The sequence below is a fragment of the Mesorhizobium sp. P2_C5_2 genome, assembly GCF_056404535.1.
The window spans coordinates 189,913-207,243 of sequence record NZ_JBFUDV010000005.1 but is presented as its reverse complement, the minus strand read 5'-3'; the positions used below and the strand labels follow the sequence as shown (position 1 = coordinate 207,243).

Here is a 17,331-nt window from a genome sequence, read left to right as displayed (position 1 = left end):
AATACTTCGAAATGGGTAATTTCCGCGATGCGCGACGTTTCGAAAAAGTCTCAAAGGGGTAAGGGCGCGATCCGCGAAGCGGATGCGCGGCGCCCCGAGGCGTCCGCAACAGGTGAGGCTTCCCATCCCCGTTCGCTTGGCGAGACCGGACCTGCAGGCGTGACAACCGGCACGCAGCTTCCCGCCTTGCCGACGGTTGTGCTTGGCGGCTTGCCGATCACCGTCATCGACCGGCACGACGCCGCCCGGCTGATGATCGCGTCGGCGCGCGGGCATCTGCCCAACACCCGCCCCTATTATTTCACCTCCGCCAATGGCGATGTCATCGCCCAGGTGGGGCAGAACACGGAAGTCGCCCGGCTCTTTCGCCAGGCCGACCAGATCTTCGCCGATGGCCAGCCGCTGGTTTTTGCCTCGCGCTTGCTGTGCAGCGTGCATCTGCCGGAGCGGGTCGCCACCACGGACCTGTTCCACGATGTAGCCAAGCTCGCCGAGCAGGAAGGTACGACCTTCTACCTGCTTGGCTCGACGGAGGCGGAGAACAACACAGCTGTCGCCCGCATCAGCGCCAAATACCCTCGCCTGCGCATCGCCGGAAACTGTCACGGCTTTCTGGCCGGCCAGGCGCTTGAAAGGAAACTCGACGAGATCAACGCGCTTGCACCCGACATATTGTGGCTGGGCCTCGGCGTGCCGCGCGAGCAGATCTTTATCCGCGACTATGCATCGCGGCTCCACAATGTCGGCCTGATCAAGACGTCGGGCGGGCTTTTCGACCATATCGCCGGCAAGGTCCGGCGCGCCCCGCTATGGGTGCAGAAGGCTGGCTTCGAGTGGCTCTGGCGTGTGATGATGGAGCCGCGCCGGCTTTTCTGGCGCTACTTCACAACCAGTCCCCGCGCCGTCTATGCCATGTTGAGGTACTCCAAATGACGGCCGAGCATCACCACACTCCGCTGCCCGAAGGGACCGATGCCGAGATCGCCATCGTCGGCGCCGGACTTTCCGGCACCATTGCGGCGAATGTGCTCGCACGGGCCGGTTACAGCGTCATCTTGATCGATCGCCATTCGGTCTTTCCCAGGGAGTTTCGTGTCGAGAAAGTCTCCAGCGACCAGGCTGAAAAACTGCGCCGGCTTGGCCTTCTGGACAGGCTTTCGACGGCGGCCGTGGTCTTCGACAACATCGTCAACATTCGCAGGGGGCGTATCCTCGACCGCACGCATGCGCGCCACTACGGCATTTTCTACGATGACCTCGTTGCTGCCATGCGTGCCGAACTGCCCGAAAACGTTCGCTTCATCTCCGGCCGTGTCAACGGCCTCGAGACAGGAGAGGACCGCCAGCGCGTGTCGATCCTCGACCATCACGACGTGACGGCGCGGCTGCTCGTGCTGGCCACCGGCATGGGCGATATTCTGAAGCGCGACGTCGGCATCGAGCGCCACTTCGTTCATCAGAAGCAGTCGCTGACCTTCGGCTTCAATCTGCGCCCGGTGGGAACAAGCGCCTTCAAGCACCCGGCCGTCACCTACTACGGCGAGCGGGTCTCCGACGGCATCGATTACCTGACACTGTTTCCCGCCGCCGACGTCACGCGCGCCAATCTGTTCGTCTTCCGCGATCACCGTGATCCCTGGGTGAAGGCGCTGCGTGAACGTCCACGGGAAACGCTCATCGAAACACTGCCGGGGCTGCTTAAGACATTCGGCGATTTCGAAGTCATCAACCGTGTCGACAGCTGGCTCACCGACATCACCGTGGCGCAGAACTGTGTGCGCAATGGTATCGTTTTGATCGGCGATGCCTATCAGACCTCTTGTCCGGCCGCCGGAACCGGCGTCAGCCGGCTCCTTACCGATGTCGAGCGGCTGTGCACCGTGCATGTGCCGGACTGGATGGCTTCGCCCGGCATGGCGGCGGCCAAGATCGCAACGTTCTACGACGATCCGGTAAAGCTGGCGATGGACGAACACGGCCTGCATATGGCTGATTTTCGCCGCAGCCTGACCATCGACACGGACCTGCGCTGGCGCGCGCGCCGACAGCTTCATTTCAGCCGCCGCCGCGTCATGCAGAGGATCGACGCTCTGAGCCCCGCTTTCGCCGCCAGGCTGCGGAGCTTCAGAAAGCCGAGCATAGAAGCCGCGACCTAAAACAGCTCTTTGTTTTTTGCGTAATTCCGCAGGGAAAGCGCTACGCGCTTTTCCCGGGGACCCGCTTCACATTTTTCTAGGAACCGGCCGCCTCGTCGCTGGGCGCTTGCGGCAGCACGGTGCGGCCAGACTTGGGCTTCTTGCCATGCGACCCGACCAGCCGCCGCGCCAGCGCCTTGGCCGCCGGCAGTTTCTCGACGGTCATGTGCGCGGCATAGCCGAGCGGGCTGCCGGCCCTGAAAATCTGCCACATCGGCGATGGCCGGCCACCGAAGGTAATCTTGTAGGGTTCGTCCCCAATCGTGAAATCGAGCGAATGGTCGCCGCGCTCGATGCAGTCGCGGGCGATCTGTTCGAACATCAGGCTGCCGATCGACTGCTTCCTGTAACCCGCCTCGTCAAAGCCGCCGAGAATGACCAGCAGCGAGCCGCGATGTGCGAGACCGAGCGCGCCGGCGATCGCCCGATCGTCCATCCAAAAGGTGTAGGTGCGGGCAAAACCGCCACATCCCTCGGCCGCCACGGCCATATAGAACTCGAAATAGGACGGCGACTGCAACAGGTCGGCCGGGCCGTCGCTGCCGTCGAAACGCTTGCCGCGGTACAATTTGAGGGCATCGAATGTCGTCCGGATGGCGTCGATACTATCCGAACATTCAAAACGCGCCTGACCCATGCGGCCGAGCTGCCGCGACTTCTTGTCGAGTTCCTTGCGATAGGAACTGTCGAGCTGGTTTTCGCGCCACGCCGCGAATGTCGTCTCCAGCTTGCTGGAATAGGCGCTCATGCCCATGCTTTCGCGCTTGTCGATGCCAAACAAGTGCTCGATTGCCAGCGAGCGGTCGGCCAGCTTGCCGATGCGCAGCAGATCATAGGGCTTCAGATGTTTTCGGATGGCGGCCACAGTGCGGCCATCTGCCACGATGCGCGAAAACGTCTCCTCGTCGGTGACCGGCGATATGTAGTCGGAAACACGCATGTCGGCGAATTCCACGACTTTCAGCAGCGTGTAGCGGCGCCTGACCAGCGGCAGGACCATCGCCAGTCTTCCGCCTGTGCGCACGACGATGATCAGCGGCGTGGCCGCACCATGCCCAACGATCTTCTCATACAGCAGGGCGAGCCAAATGGGGTGCTGAAAAGCGGTCGCGGCCGAGCTGGCGAAAAGCTCGGCATATTCCTTCGAACGAAAATCGAACGAATCCTCGACTGTGACTTCAAACATTTATGGTCCGAACCGGCTGGGCATGGTCTATCGACGCTGTCTTGCGTTCCACGTCAAGGTCAACCGCATGGAATGTTAGGAACTTGGTATATACGGGGCCTCGAGTGCTGATTGCATATCTGTCGTCAATCCAGCATTCGTCGGCTGGCCGGCAGGGTTGGTCAAGATCTTCCCCTAAAGCGGGTGGCCAGACTTCCAAGTAACCGCAAGGTAAGTTTTTTCAGTCAGTCATTTGTTTTTACCGGTCATTGCTTTTCAAATGTCCAGGCCGGGTCCCGATACAATCGCGAACTGGTACGACATGCTGGCGATCGACGTCATTGTTCCGCAAACTACCCCGCGCCTGTGGCAGAAGATTGTCATCGAGCGGCTGCGTTCGGACGGCCACGATGTCGCTGTGCTACAGCAGCCGGGAACGGCAGGCTGGCCAGGGTCGGCCAAAGCCGCCTTTGCTTTCGAACAGCGCTTGTTTCGGCGCCGCCGTCCGAATCTGGCTGCGGCGCTGAACGAGATTCCGGTCCAGCCCACCGGCCGGCCCGCAGCGCTCAGACTGGATCTTTCCGGCAATGCGCCGCGATCCGATGTTCCAACCATTGGCCTCCTGTTCGACGGATCTCAGTCCGATCTTGCCGTGGCGACAGCGATCGCCGCCGGAAGGTTGCCCGTGATCGAGGCCGTCCTTGATGGAAAAGTGGTCGGCCGGGCACGGCCGATGGTGGACAAGCGGGAATCGGTGGCGCTCGGCACGGAAGATGTGCTCGCACGCGCCATCACCCTGGTCGTTTCGGTCGCCAAGGCTTTTGCCGACGGCCGGCCCTTGCAGAACGAACAGTCGTCTGAAGCTCGCAGCGCTCCGGCAACGCAATTCCTGCCCGCCTATCTCGGTTCGGCGCTGCCGCGGCTTGGCCGTGAAATTATCCGGCGCGTCAGCTATCGCCACGCGCATTGGCGGGTCGGCTACCGCTTTACCGATGCTCCCGGCGTCGCGGAAACCGGCAGGCTTGGCAACGGCTGGTCGGTCCTGTCCGACCCCGGCGATCATTTCTACGCCGACCCGTTCCCGTTCGAATGGCAGGGCCGGTCGTTCCTGTTCGTCGAGGACTATCCCCACGCCACCGGCAAGGCTGTCATCTCGGTCGTTGCGTTTGACGCCAACGGCGTTCCCGAGGCGCCGCGCGTGGTGCTGGAGGAACCGCACCACCTCTCCTATCCCCAGGTATTCGAGCGCGACGGGGCAATCTGGATGCTTCCCGAGGCCAGTGCCAGCGGCAAACTCACCCTCTATCGCGCGTCAGCTTTCCCCGACCACTGGACCGCTGAGACGGTGCTGGTCGAGGGCGAGATTTCCGACGCAACGCTGTTCGAACATGACGGGCTGCTCTGGCTGTTCGCCGCAGATCGCGACGGCTACGGCAGCACCTCCGATACATTGGTGGTGTTTTCAGCCCCGGGCCTCACCGGCCCCTGGACGCCACATGCCGGCAACCCGATCCTGATCGACCACCGCGCGGCACGTCCGGGCGGCGCTTTCGTTCGCAGCCCGGACGGACGCATCGTCCTTCCCGTTCAAGATGGAACGCTCGGCTATGGCGGCGGCCTCAGTCTGTCCGAACTGTTGCAGCTCGACCGGCAGACGGTGCGGCTTTCAGCGCCCCGGCCGATCGTCGCCGACGGCGACTGGCCATACCCGAAAATCCACACGCTCAACCGAGCCGGCAGGCTGGAAGTAATCGACGGGATCGCGGCGGTGCGAAGGCGTTAGAGCAATTCCAGGAAAAGTGTGAAACGGTTTTCCCGGGAAAAGCGCGTAGCGCTTTCCCTTGGAATTGCGTGAGAACAAAGAAATAGAGCGGTTCGACGTTTCCGTGAAACGGTGAACTGCTCTAGGAAAGCAGTAGCGCCTCATAGCCGGCGCACATCCGGGCCGGCGAGTACTTGTCCTTGAGCCGCCGCCCGGCCGCCGAAAGCCTGGCCATGACGTCCGGACTGGCAATCATCTCGGCCAGCCCCGTGGCCATGCCTGCGGCGTCGGCTTCGACGAAGATCGCAGCCGGTCCGCCATCTTGCGCGGTCAGCACCTCGCGCATCACCGCAAGATTGCTCGCCACCACCGGCAGACCGGAAATCGCCGCTTCGACACAGGCAAGACCGAAGGTCTCGCTCGTCGATGGAAAGGCGTAGACATCGCCCGCCGCCAGGAATTCGAAAATCTGTACCGGCGGAACTTCGCCGACCAGGTGCAACCGGTCCGCCACACCTCGCTCCCTGGCAAAGGTGACAAGCGTCTCCAGTTCCGGTCCGACGCCGGCAAGCGCTACATGGATGTCGGACAACCGCTCAAGTGCCCCGACCAGCGCGATCTGGTTCTTCGACCGTGTCAGGCGTCCGGACGAGACGGCAAGCCATGCATTGCCCGGCAAGCCGAAGCGGGCACGCGCCGCCGCCTTGTCGAATTGCTCACTCGGTGCCGGAACACCGTGATCGATGCGATGGAGGCGCCGCCGGTAGGCTTGCGGATAGTGATCGAATTGCGCCTCGGTCCAGGCCGAGTTGACGATGTTTGCGTGGTAAAGGCCGGTCACGCCCATCAGCTTGTCGATCTGGGAGAGCAGGCCCATGGTGCCCTTGGTCTGCGGTGCGCCGCTCTGGTTGGCGACGATGTGCCTGACCCCGGCCAGTCGGGCGCCGATCGTGCCGAAGATATTGCCATAGTGCTGATAGGTGATGACGGCATCCGGCCGCGCGTTGCGCAGATAGCTCACCAGCCCGATGGTTGCCCGAATCTGTCCCGGCAAGCCTCTTGGCGGCTCGGTAAGAATGAAATCGGCGCTGGCGTCGTGGTCGAAGGCGTCGGTCTTCCGGTACATGAAGACGGTGCGGGCATCATGGCCGCGCGCCCGCAATCCTTCACCCACCATGTCGGAAACGCGTTGCGCGCCGGCCGCCTCCGCCTGCGTCTGGACCTGCACGATCTTCACGTGCCGTCTCTAAGCACAGGGCCGGAAACGGCTGCCGCCTTGCCCATCGCGAGTCCGAAGATGGACGGGTTTATGCCTATTCGGCGCCGTGCGATCGACACCGCGATGGCAGTCCAGGCAATCACCGTTGCGGCGATGGTGACCGCCGCGCCGACCGGCCCGAAATAATAGGTCGTCGCGGCCGTCGCGGCGAGCCCCAGCACGTTGACGACGACCAGCACCTTGAACAGCGCATGCTGCAGGCCGGTCAGTTGCAGCAGTATCTCGATCGGGCCGCAAGCGGTTCCGAAGGTCGCGCCGATGCCGAAGATGACCAGCGTCGTGCGCATGGTCGGCGTGTCATAGGCCGGATTGAAGATGGACAGGATGAAGCCGCCGAAAAGCCAGAACGCCGCCAGCACGCAGAGCGCGATGGCAAAGCTGCCAAGTGCCGCAAGGCTGGTGATGCGCTGCACATGCGCCCTGTCGCCGCTGTAGAAGGCGCTCGAAATCTGCGGCGCCAGCGCCTGGTTGATGCCGTTGAGCGCCAGCGCCACGAACCGCGTCGTTCGGTCCGCGACGAAGATTGCGCCGGCCGGCACCGGCCCCAGGATCATGGCCACGAGCAAGGTGCTGACCTGGCCGAGCGCCGGCGGCAGTGAGGTGACGCCCCACAGGCCAAGCGTCACCGTCTTGAATTCCTGCTTTTGCGCTGGGCTAAGCGGACCGCGCTCGGCGCGCGACGTGTCGCGCAGCAGGGACAGCGTTTGCGGCACCACCGAAAGGAGGAGCAGCCCCGCGGTCAGATAGGTCGCCTCCACCGCGCTGACGCCGACATGCATGAAGCGAAAGCAGAGAATGGCGGCAATGGTTGCCGCCCGCCATATGATATCGCGCGGCAACAGGCCGTAAATGAGCGCATTTTTGGCGCGGAAGGCGCCGGAGGTGAATTCCGACCAGCCGAGCGAGAATGACAGCACTGCGGCAGCCAGGCACAGCGACAGCCATTCCGGAGTGCCGCCGCCGATGAACGGCAAAAACCCCGCCGCCAGGATGAGCAGGCTGGAGACGACAAGCCCGAGCAGCGCCACAAATATTGCGCGCGCCATCATGCCATGCGCCGAATTGAGGTCGCCGAGGCCGGCATATTGCGGCCAGAACCTGAGCACTGTGCTCTGCTGGCCGACCGATGCAAAGAAAGAAACCAGGCTGGCGCCGGCATAGGTGGCGCTGTAGAGGCCGAACTGCCGCTCGTCCATCACCATCGCTACGGCCACGAACATCAGGAACGACAGGCCGGCACTGGCGAGCTTGATCACACCCGCGACCGCCCCGCTCCTGGCGAGCGCGGGGATGGACATGCGCATGTCGGCTGCCGGATTGCCGCTCCCAGCCATTGCGGCTTTGTTGTCGCTTATGTTGTCATCCAAGATCGGCTCCTGTGACGATCGGCAATGGCCTTGCCCCCGCGGCAGCCGAACCGACCCTGAAACCTGTCCCTGAATAGAACAAAAACTCCCGCATGCGCCAGCCCCGAACGCGACGAATGGTTACTGGCACACCTGCATACAAAGGTGAAACGCTTTGGTAACCTTAACGAAAGGCTAACGATAATGGGGAATAGTGCGAGGTGTAGAGTGACGTGACTCTGCAGAGGAAAAATGATGAGTCCTGCCGGCATCGACGATCGCACGCTTCCACCGTTGTTTGATATCGCAGCGCTGTGGGCGATTATTTGGGGCCGTCGCCTGATGATTTTGGCCATCGCCGGTGCCGTGCTGCTGCTGACGGTGCTCTATCTCTTGGTGACCAGCCCGAGCTACACGGCAACGGCCTCGATCCTGATCGACCCGCGCGATTCGCGTTCCACCAATTTCAACAGCGTTCTTCCCGGCATCGGCTCCGACAGCGCCGCCATTGCCAGCCAGGTCTTCGTCATTGAATCGCAGGATCTGCTGGGCGACGTATTCGACGGTCAGAAGGTGGCGAGCGACCCCGAATTCTCGGGCCGCGGCCTGATATCGCGGCTGTTTTCCATATTCGGATCAGACCAGAAGGCCACGCGCGACGCGACCTTCAAGCGCTTTCAAAAAGCGGTATCGGTGGAGCGCGAAGGGCTCACCTATGTCATCAATGTCAGCTTCACCTCGAAATCGCCGGAGACGGCCGCGCGCATCGCCAACGCCATCGTCGAACGCTACCGGACCGGCCTTGCCGGGGAACGCGAAGGCGCCAACAGCGATGTGAACTCCCTCCTCAACGACCGGATCAAGGGCCTGCAGAAGGACGTCAGCGACGCCGAACGCGCGGTCGAGGATTTCAAGACGACGCACAGGATCGTCGATCCGACCGATGGCGGCACGTTGCAATTCCAGCTCGACCAGCTGACGACGCAACTGATCACCGCCCAAGGCGACGCCGACCAGGCAAGGGACCGCTACAATCAGGCGCTTGCCGTCGGCAGCTCACCTGCCGGTCTCGCCAGGCTGGCGGAAATCCTGTCTTCCAACTCGGCCATCAAATTGCGCGACGACTACAATCAGCGCGCCGCCGAACTCGCCAATCTCGAAACCATGTATGGGCCGCGCCATCCGGCGATCGCGCGGCTGCGGTCCGAGCTTGAGCGGATGAACCGGCTCATGGGCGCCGAGGCCGACCGCATCAGGCAGCAGCTGAAGGCCAGCTACGATCTTGCCGCGCAAAATGTCGGCAAATTGCAGGCCAAGCTCGGAGCCCTTCGCCAGCAGTCTTCCGACTCGAGCCTTGCCCAGGTGCAGCTGCGGCAACTGGACTCCAAGGCCCAGGCCGCACGCGGTGTCCTCGACGACTATCTGAAGCGCGCCAAGGAAACCTCGCAGATGGAGGGCGTCCAGACCTCCGAGGCGCGCACGATCGCCAAGGCTTCGCCGCCACTGCAGCCGACCTGGCCGAAGCCGGCCCTGCTCCTGCCGGTGAGCGCGGTTCTTGGCCTTCTCGCCGGATGCGGTCTCGCTCTGGCGTTCGGCCCGGTCCGCCGGCCCGAAGACGAACCGCAAGCGCCCAAGGAAGAAATGGTGCCGGCGGTCCAGCCGAGGCAGGAGGCACCGCGTGCCGCTGCCCAGCCGGCTCCGAAGCCGGTTCCGGCCAGTCTGGGCGAATACCGCGTGCCGGCCGGCGGTACGGTGCTTTCAGGCATCAAGGCGATCAGGGCCTCGCTGTTCCAGGACGGCGACGAGGCGCTTTCGCGCGATGTGCTGAAGCTGATGCGGCAGATCATCCTGCGCCTGCACGACCATCCCAAACCCTTTGTGCTGGCCGTGTCCTCGACGCGCAGCAGCCTCGAGGCAAGGCTTGCCGGCGCATTGATCGGGATCAGCCTGCAGCGCGTCGAGCAGAACGTGCTGGTTGTTGAGATCGAAGGCCAGCCATCCGCTTCGACGGGCCATGGCCCCGGTATATTCGTCGACAGCGCCAGCGGCCTGCGAACCGCCATCTGCAGCCCGCAGGGGCAAAAAGGTGGACGGACCTTGGGCGACGTCCTGACCGAGGCCGGAAACGCCTTCGACTTCATCCTCGTCAGCGCTCCGGCCTTCAGCGAAAAGGCCTGGTCTCCGGAATTTTTCACGCAGGCCGATCTGACACTGCTGGCGCTGAACCCGTCGGAGGAGGCAGCCGACGCCGCCGCCCTGTTGGTGCAACGGCTGGGCGTCGCCCAGATCGGACGCAGTGCTACGCTGGTCATCGCACCACAGACCGCGCAGCCGGCCGCGCGCACGCCAATGCAGCCTTCCGGCGCCGCCGATCGGCGCCGCAGTTCGGCTGCGAGGAGCTGATCCGTGCCGGCGGAGCTGACATCGCTGCCGGTGATGTCTCGGCGGCAAGCGCTCGCGCTGGCTGGCGGGGCTCTGCTTGCCACCCTCCCCTTTCCCGCCCGTTCCACGACGACCGTGCGCAGTGTCCCATCGCGCGGCTTCAATCTTCCGGGATGGCTCGATCGCGAGGCGGGAATCGCCCCCGCCACTGCGACGCTGGAAAAGCTGCGCCAATCCGGGTTTGAAACTATCCGCTTGCCGGTGAACAGCGATCTTATCTCGGCCGGCGACCCGGCTGGGCTCCGCCGCATCCATGATGGCGTCGCCGACCTTGTTGGGCTGGGCTTTGCCGTTCTCGTCGACATGCACCCGTCCGCCGACCTTCACGCCGCCTTTGAGCGCGATCCGGCAGCCGCAAGCGAACAGGTCGTGCAGGCGTGGACGGCCTTGCGTCCCGTGATCGCCGATCTGCCGGCGGCTTCGGTCTATCCGGAGCTGTTGAACGAGCCGCCGATGGAACGCACCGTCTGGCTGGCGCTGCGCGACAGGCTCGCGGAGACGCTGCGCGCAACATGTCCGCGCCACACGCTGGTCTGGGGGCCGGCACGCTTCCAGGGCATATGGGAGATAGCCGACACGCCGCCTCTGGCCGACGACAACCAGATCGCCGCCATCCATTTCTACGCACCGATGGCCTTCACCCATCAGTGCGAGAACTGGGATACGTCGCCGCTGGCGCGCATGGCCAATTTGCCGTTTCCCGCGACAAGGGAGACCCCTGCGGTCCGCGACCTCCTTGCAAGATTGCGCGCTGCCGGCGACGAAGAGGCTGCTTCCCTGCTCGAGAACGAACTCTCGAACCCATGGACGGCGGCCGCGATTGCTTCGAACTTTGCCGAGGCCGCACGCTGGTCGGTGGCTCATGACTGCCCGGTGATGCTGAACGAGTTCGGCGTGCTCAATTTCTGCGTCGATGCGCAAAGCCGCGCGGCCTGGGTCCGTGCCGTGCGCGAGGCCGCCGAAACCAACCATATCGGCTGGACCTATTGGGAGCTCGACCAGGGCTTTGGCTTCATCGCCAGCAGGCAGAGCCCGGAAGGTTTCGACGCCTCGATGATGGCTGCCCTCCTGGGCGAGGCAGGCCAGCTATGAGCGTCACCGGAGCATATCCCCGCGTCGGGCTCAGCGCACCGAACGCATCGAGCGCCGAGGCCCTGCTGCATATCTCGATGGCGCTTATCGTCGTGGCGCTCGGCGTTTCGGCTTTTGCGGTGTGGACGCCGTTCGGGATTGTCGCGACGTTCATAGTGACGCTGATCGTTTCGAATGCGGTGCCTGCCGGCATTCCTGTCGTGATCATCTGCGCCTTTCTCTACCAGAACCTCATGGTGGCGTGGTACACGCCTTACATTCCCGACAACGATACGTTCGATGCGCTGCGCGGTACGAACTTCATCATCCTGATGACCGCCTTCTGCATCTTCCTTGCCGCGTCGTTCCAACACCGCGTGCGCGCGCTGACCGAATTGCGCCCCTGGCTGCTGCTCAGCCTCGTGCTCTGCGCAACCATCACCTTCTATCTGGCGCTCGGAGCCGTGCATGGCGGCCCCAAGGACGCGGTCGTCTATTTCCGAAACACCATCACGCCACTCGCCTGCTTCCACATCGCGGTGCTCGCCGCCGCCCTCTATCCGGTCGACCTGCGCAAGAGCATGCTCTGGCTCGGCACCGGCGCGGTCATCTACGGCTATGTCGAACTGACCTTCACGATGAATTTCCTCGGCCTCTTTCATGGCGACCTCTACATCGAACGCAACATCGCGCGGCAGATCGAGACCGGCGTGTGGGAGAAGGCGCTCAAGGAGACTGGCTTCGTTTTCCGTGGGCTCGAGGACGTGATGACGACGACCTTCTTCAACACGCCGTTCTTCAACGACATCCTGCCAAGTGTCTTTCGTATCGGCGGTCCGAACTTTCATTCGATCAGCTATGCCTATGCGCTCAGCATCATATCGGCGTGGCTGCTCTTCAGAGGCCGCTGGCTGCTGCCCATCGCTGCCTTGCCGCTGCTGCTCGTCATCGGCTCCAAGGGTGCGACATTCATGCTGCTCGTCGCGCTGTGCGTGCGGCTGTTCCATCGCCCTTCCCGCACCGGTCTGACGCTTGCCGGTGTCGTCGCGCTGGCCATCGTCTGGACGACCGCGGCAATCGCCTATGGCGCCACGCATGGCGACTATCACGTGCTCGGCCTGGCGGCAGGCATACGCGACTTCCTTGCCAACCCGCTCGGCCAAGGACTGGGGCTAGGCGGCAATCTGTCGAGCACCAGCATCAATCTCAGTTGGTCGACCGCGCAAGCGGAAGGTGCTGCCTCCGTCCCCGTCGAAAGCGCAGTCGGCGTCATGCTCTACCAGATGGGAATTGGCAGCCTGGTCTTCTTCGGCTTCCTGGCGGCGCTCGCCATGGCGGCACGTCGGCAGCTGATCGAAACCGGCGACCCGGATTTCCTGTTCGGCTTCGTCGGCATTGTCACCATCTCGGCCAATGCCGTGCTGCAGGAAGAGGCATTCTACTCACCCCTCGCTCTCGCCTTCTGCCTGCTGCTTGTCGGTGTGTCGCTGGGCACGCGCTGGCGCCAGCTGGCAGTGCAAAGAGCAATTCCAGGAAAAGTGTGAAACGGTTTTCCCGGGAAAAGCGCGTAGCGCTTTCCCTTGGGAATTGCGTCATGAAGGAGAGCAATTAAGGCCCGAACACCACAAGCTCGGTGAAGGTCAGGTCGCCCGGCGCCGGCGGGTTCGGGCCCTTGAAGTATTTTATCCCCCTGTTGGCGAAGTAGCGGCCGAACAGGCCAGGGATGGGCTCCTTGGCGTCGGCGAGGCAAAGCAGGATCCCCCGTCGCAAGACAAAGCGCCCCACGGCGCCGGCATACCGGCTCAGATCCGTCAGGGAGCGGCAATAGACGATCTGGGCGCAGGGGATAAGACCGTGCAGTATTCGGCGCGGCATCAACACCAGCGGAGACGCCACCCCGTCGCAAATGCAGACCAGAGAGAGGCAGCCCAGCGCGGCATGTTCCAGGACGATGTATCTTTCGCCGTCGGAGAGCATCGCCAATTCGGCAAGATCGGGACGAACCTCAAGCACCCGACACGACCCCCGCACCGAACTCAAGGCGGGCAAGAAGGCAAATTGTCCATGCGAAAAAAGCCGAAAGCCGAGTGCCTTGTTGGCCTTCAATGTCGCCGGCGCCGGCGAAATGTTCGTGAAGGTCACGTCCCTCCGCCTGAGGATCGCCCAAATCAACTTCATGGCCTGGGGACGGTACCCTTCGTCCACCGTCCAGCTTGAAATGTTGCAGCGTATTTCGTCGCCTTCCCGGCCAGGGAAGCGGGCGTATAGCGTCAGCACAACGCCAACGATCTGGCCGGCATTCTCCAGGGCAAAGCCGTATTGTGGAAAATCGGCGACAATGGGCCGCTGCGACAAACGGGCGAGCGCGCGCATCCAGTAGGTGCGGCTACGCTCTGGAAAACCCCGGAGCAGGCAATCGGCTACGCCATCCCAATCACCCTGGCGAATTGGCCGGCAGCTGAGATCGGGAGGAAGGGTACCAAGTGCTGCCATAGTCGACCCGTGAATACGATCAGATTACCAGACCCATTCACCCCCAGAATGCCAATAACGCAGGACGATTAATAATCTGCTTTGTGGTCGGAAAATATCCCCATTATGGCACCCGATGATGGCCTGTCTCGGTGTCGATGGCAGCGTTGGCCAGGGCGTCATCTGCCCGCCGCGTGCCGACCTGCGTTCCTGCCGGAAAAGATGCAACTGCCGAGAAATGTCCCTTCCAACGCATTGTAGCCGTGATAGCCGCCGCCACCGCCGCCGGCCACCTCGCCTGCCGCATAGAGCCCGGGAACGGGCTCGCCATCGCCGTCGAGAACCTGCGAATTGAGGTTGGTGTGCAGGCCGCCGAGCGTCTTGCGGGTCAGGATGTTGAGGCGCACCGCGATCAGCGGCCCGTGCCTGGGGTCGAGTATCTTGTGCGGTTTGGTCACCCGGAAGATCTTGTCGCCGATGTAGTTGCGGGCGCCGCGGATGGCCGTGACCTGCGCGTCCTTGGTGTAGGCATGGTCGACCTCGCGGTCGCGCGCCACGATCTGCGCCTTGAGCCGGTCGTAGTCGAGCAGATTGTCGCCGGACAACGCGTTCATGCCGGCGACCAGGTCGGCCAGGTTTTCGCGGACGACGAAGTCCTCGCCTTTTTCCAGAAACGCCGCCACCGATGGCGGCGCCTTGCCGCCACGCCGGTTCTTCAGCACGGCCCGCCAATCCTTGCCGGTGAAGTCGAGGTTCTGCTCAGAACCCGACAGCACGAACTCCTTCGAGGCGATCGTCTTGGTCAGCACGAACCACGAATAATCACGTCCGGTCGACAGGATGCGCTTCAGCGTGCCGAGCGAATCGAAGCTCGGGAAGAACGGCGCCTCCATGCGTTGTCCCAGTGCGTCGAACCATAGCGGCGACGGCGCCGACAGGATGCGGATGCCATGGTTCGGCCAGATCGGATTCCAGTTCTTGATCCCTTCGACATAGTGCCACATGCGGTCGGCGTTGATCACGGCGCCGCCGGCGTCCTGGGTGATCGCCACCATGCGTCCGTCGACATGGTGCGGCACGCCGGCGACCATCCGCTTCGGCGCCGGCCCCAGCCGCTCGACCGGCCAGACCTTGCGGACAAGATCGTGGTTGCCGCCAATGCCGCCGGACGTGACGATGACGGCACCGGCCAAGAGTTCAAAATCACCAACGACCGTGCGGTTCGACTGCTTGCCGCGCTCGACGTTGGACGCCTCCAGGATTTCGCCGGCGACGCCGGTGACCGCGCCGTTGGTCTTGATCAGCCGGCTGACCTGATGGCGGAATTTCAGCGTGATCAACCCCTTGGCGACGTGTTCGCGCACGCGCCTTTCGAACGGCGCGACCACGCCCGGCCCAGTGCCCCAGGTCAGGTGGAAGCGCGGCACCGAATTGCCGTGGCCGTTGGCCAGCGCACCGCCACGCTCGGCCCAGCCGACCACCGGCCACCAACGCATGCCCATGCCGTGCAGCCACGGCCGCATCTCACCTGCGGCGAAATCGACATAGGCTTCCGCCACTTTCTTTGGCCAATGATCCTCGGGCCGGTCGAACTGGGCCGAACCCAGCCAGTCCTGCCAGGCAAGGTCGCGGCTGTCCTTGATGCGCAAGCGGCGCTGCTCGGGCGTGTCGACCAGAAAGAGACCGCCGAGCGACCAGAATGCCTGGCCGCCGAGAAAACCGCCGCCTTCCTGTTCGACGATGATCACGCGCTTGCCGGCATCGCCGAGTTCCGCGGCGGCGGCAAGGCCAGCCAGCCCGCCACCAACGACGATTGCATCCGCGTCAGCCATTGTCGTCACTCCTGTCTCGGCCTTTGTTTTGACATCGGATGCTTGTTGCTAGCCGCGCAGCGCGTTCCAGATGATGCGCGGCAGTTTCAGAAGGCTCGGCCGGTAGTTGAACTCGGTGATCAGACGGCCGACCATGTGCGCCCTTTTGTGGGTCAGGAACCACGCCGGCTTCGGTATGATGCGGAACGGCGCTTCGAGCACGCTGCGTTCCGGTTTGTCGAACAGATAGGTGTTGTGGACGACGCCGATGCCGCTCTGCACATCGTCGAGCGTGTGGCCGGGGAAAGCGCCCCAGGTCGGGCGCAGCAGCGCAAACAGAACCCCGCTCCAGGAATTGATGCCGATGCCGCCATAGCGCAGTTCGGCAACGATCTCCTCGAAGCGCGGCCGGCCGATTTCGGCGATCGTCTTGGGATGGATGAGGATGTTGGCGGCCAGCGTGCCGTGCAGCTTTTCATTGGCGTAGGCGACAGCAGCGCGCAGGTAGGATTCGGCATTGCCCGCCGGCAATCGCATGACGCTGAGTGCCGGCGCAAACACCTCGGCGTTTTCGAGATAGGCGTCCGTGCCCGGCCGGAACGGCACCACCACGCAGGCAGGTCCGCCGGGCCGCTCGAATTTCTGCACGCTGTCGGCATGCGCTTCGAAGGCGGCAAGACGCTCGGTGGCGCCCGGGTAGTAAGCCGGGCGTGACGGGGCCTTCTGCATCACCTTTTCGAGCGCGGCCAGAAGCGCATCGGATTTGTCCCAGTTCTCGGGCAACACCAGCATCTGGCAGGCGATGCAGTTGAAGCCGGAATTGTTGAGCTTCTTCGTGGCGATCAGCTCGGCATGATAGGCGATATCGGCATTCGACCATGGGCCAGGCACCACGATGGTCGGCGCCACGCCGCCAAGCTCGGAGGTGATACGCCGGCTGTTGCGCGGCGTGCCTGCCGCCTTGTTCTTGCGACCCTCTTCACCAGGCCCCCAGACGATCGCATCATGCGAGGCGGCCGCACCCGTGATGTGGATATCGTCGACGAGATCGTGGTTGCACAGATACGCGCCGACATCAGCGCCGCCGCGCACGATGCGCAGCGCGCCGAACTCGATCAGCGGCCGCAGCGCCGGCCGCAGGAAATCGATGAGATAGTCGTTGACCGGGTTCATCTTGAGCAGGACGACCTGGTGTTCGACGAGCAGCTTGTGCAGGCAGTCGAGCGGCGCGATCGAGGCGACATTGCCGGCGCCGAGCACGAGGCCGATCTTGCCCTTGCGGCTGGTCCGCGGCGCGTCATAGGCCGATGCGGTGTTTGCGGCCAGATTGGCCTTGGTCACGCCGGGCTGCATCCATATCTCGGCCTTGAGCCCGGTGAACAGCACCTTGTCCCAGAGCGAATTCGGAACCACCGTCACCGCCACCTGCCCATTGGGCAAGGTGCGGACCGGCAGTCTGTCTAGGAATTTCTTGCCCTCCATCAGGCTCAGCGTGTGGATGAACTGGTTGCAGCCATCCATCAGCGCCGCCGGGCCCGCCAGCCATTCTTCGCCTTCCAGAGGCGAGCCGGTCGGGATGCCCTTCTTGCGCACCGCCGTCTTGACCCACGCTTCGGCGACCTCGCGGATGTGATCCTTGACCTGCCGCAGGAGCGCGATGCGCTCGCCATTCGAGGTCTGCGCCCAATCGTCCTTCCTGGCGTCGAGATCGGTGAGCGCGAGGTCGAGCTCGGCTGCCCATTCAGGCTGCACGGGCTGCGTTTTGACTGCCTTGGCGACCATCCTATC

The 17,331-nt window shown here is 63.5% G+C and carries 12 protein-coding genes; 6 read left to right on the top strand and 6 right to left on the bottom strand.

Annotation, left to right across the window (positions count from 1 at the left end):
- Positions 1–159: 159 nt before the first annotated feature.
- Together AC1D1B_RS19530 and AC1D1B_RS19525 are read left to right on the top strand one after the other, a co-directional pair.
- Positions 160–933: a WecB/TagA/CpsF family glycosyltransferase gene (locus AC1D1B_RS19530; protein WP_477334092.1), complete on the top strand. Its 774-nt coding sequence runs from the start codon at positions 160–162 to the stop codon at positions 931–933.
- Positions 930–2,156 carry an FAD-dependent oxidoreductase gene (locus AC1D1B_RS19525; RefSeq protein WP_477334091.1) on the top strand — a complete coding sequence of 409 codons (1,227 nt, stop codon included), beginning with the start codon at positions 930–932 and terminating at the stop codon, positions 2,154–2,156. Before AC1D1B_RS19530 ends, AC1D1B_RS19525 begins: the two co-directional genes overlap by 4 nt.
- A 76-nt stretch (positions 2,157–2,232) precedes the next feature.
- On the opposite strand, the gene AC1D1B_RS19520 is transcribed toward AC1D1B_RS19525, so the two are convergent.
- Positions 2,233–3,381 carry a GNAT family N-acetyltransferase gene (locus AC1D1B_RS19520; protein ID WP_477334090.1) on the bottom strand — a complete coding sequence of 383 codons (1,149 nt, stop codon included), beginning with the start codon at positions 3,379–3,381 and terminating at the stop codon, positions 2,233–2,235.
- Positions 3,382–3,640: 259 nt separating this feature from the next.
- Here AC1D1B_RS19520 and AC1D1B_RS19515 point away from each other — a divergent pair, with 259 nt between their 5' ends.
- A complete protein-coding gene (locus AC1D1B_RS19515) occupies positions 3,641–5,143 on the top strand; it encodes a glucosamine inositolphosphorylceramide transferase family protein (protein ID WP_477334089.1) in 1,503 nt (500 codons plus the stop codon).
- 121 nt (positions 5,144–5,264) lie between these two features.
- Here the strand turns inward: AC1D1B_RS19515 and AC1D1B_RS19510 are convergent, their stop codons facing one another.
- Both AC1D1B_RS19510 and AC1D1B_RS19505 read right to left on the bottom strand, forming a co-directional pair.
- Positions 5,265–6,359: a glycosyltransferase family 4 protein gene (locus AC1D1B_RS19510; protein WP_477334088.1), complete on the bottom strand. Its 1,095-nt coding sequence runs from the start codon at positions 6,357–6,359 to the stop codon at positions 5,265–5,267.
- Positions 6,356–7,768 carry a lipopolysaccharide biosynthesis protein gene (locus tag AC1D1B_RS19505; protein WP_477334087.1) on the bottom strand — a complete coding sequence of 471 codons (1,413 nt, stop codon included), beginning with the start codon at positions 7,766–7,768 and terminating at the stop codon, positions 6,356–6,358. The genes AC1D1B_RS19510 and AC1D1B_RS19505 overlap by 4 nt, the downstream gene beginning before the upstream one ends.
- 231 nt (positions 7,769–7,999) lie before the next feature.
- On the opposite strand from AC1D1B_RS19505, the gene AC1D1B_RS19500 reads away from it, so the two are divergent.
- The 3 genes from AC1D1B_RS19500 to AC1D1B_RS19490 are packed head-to-tail and all read left to right on the top strand — an operon-like array spanning position 8,000 to position 12,804.
- Positions 8,000–10,150: a GumC family protein gene (locus tag AC1D1B_RS19500; protein ID WP_477334086.1), complete on the top strand. Its 2,151-nt coding sequence runs from the start codon at positions 8,000–8,002 to the stop codon at positions 10,148–10,150.
- Between the two features lie 3 nt (positions 10,151–10,153).
- Positions 10,154–11,281, top strand: coding sequence for a glycoside hydrolase family 5 protein (locus AC1D1B_RS19495; RefSeq protein WP_477334085.1), 1,128 nt, complete (start codon positions 10,154–10,156; stop codon positions 11,279–11,281).
- Complete coding sequence (locus AC1D1B_RS19490) at positions 11,278–12,804, top strand: hypothetical protein (RefSeq protein ID WP_477334084.1); 1,527 nt, start codon at positions 11,278–11,280, stop codon at positions 12,802–12,804. Before AC1D1B_RS19495 ends, AC1D1B_RS19490 begins: the two co-directional genes overlap by 4 nt.
- A 64-nt stretch (positions 12,805–12,868) precedes the next feature.
- On the opposite strand, the gene AC1D1B_RS19485 is transcribed toward AC1D1B_RS19490, so the two are convergent.
- The 3 genes from AC1D1B_RS19485 to AC1D1B_RS19475 form a co-directional block, all read right to left on the bottom strand.
- Entirely contained in the window at positions 12,869–13,633 is a 765-nt protein-coding gene (locus tag AC1D1B_RS19485) for a hypothetical protein (RefSeq protein WP_477334083.1), read from the bottom strand.
- Between the two features lie 278 nt (positions 13,634–13,911).
- Complete coding sequence (locus AC1D1B_RS19480) at positions 13,912–15,564, bottom strand: FAD-binding dehydrogenase (protein WP_477334082.1); 1,653 nt, start codon at positions 15,562–15,564, stop codon at positions 13,912–13,914.
- A 48-nt stretch (positions 15,565–15,612) separates the two neighbouring features.
- Complete coding sequence (locus tag AC1D1B_RS19475; RefSeq protein WP_477334081.1) at positions 15,613–17,325, bottom strand: aldehyde dehydrogenase family protein; 1,713 nt, start codon at positions 17,323–17,325, stop codon at positions 15,613–15,615.
- Between the last annotated feature and the right edge of the window lie 6 nt (positions 17,326–17,331).

What these genes read in the sequence shown, in the direction of transcription:
- AC1D1B_RS19525 (WP_477334091.1), top strand. Translation starts at nt 930, where the DNA reads ATGACGGCCGAGCATCACCACACTCCGCTGCCCGAAGGGACCGATGCC.
- AC1D1B_RS19520 (WP_477334090.1), bottom strand. Translation starts at nt 3,381, where the DNA reads ATGTTTGAAGTCACAGTCGAGGATTCGTTCGATTTTCGTTCGAAGGAA.
- AC1D1B_RS19515 (WP_477334089.1), top strand. Translation starts at nt 3,641, where the DNA reads ATGTCCAGGCCGGGTCCCGATACAATCGCGAACTGGTACGACATGCTG.
- AC1D1B_RS19500 (WP_477334086.1), top strand. Translation starts at nt 8,000, where the DNA reads ATGATGAGTCCTGCCGGCATCGACGATCGCACGCTTCCACCGTTGTTT.
- AC1D1B_RS19490 (WP_477334084.1), top strand. Translation starts at nt 11,278, where the DNA reads ATGAGCGTCACCGGAGCATATCCCCGCGTCGGGCTCAGCGCACCGAAC.
- AC1D1B_RS19485 (WP_477334083.1), bottom strand. Translation starts at nt 13,633, where the DNA reads ATGCGCGCGCTCGCCCGTTTGTCGCAGCGGCCCATTGTCGCCGATTTT.
- AC1D1B_RS19480 (WP_477334082.1), bottom strand. Translation starts at nt 15,564, where the DNA reads ATGGCTGACGCGGATGCAATCGTCGTTGGTGGCGGGCTGGCTGGCCTT.
- AC1D1B_RS19475 (WP_477334081.1), bottom strand. Translation starts at nt 17,325, where the DNA reads ATGGTCGCCAAGGCAGTCAAAACGCAGCCCGTGCAGCCTGAATGGGCA.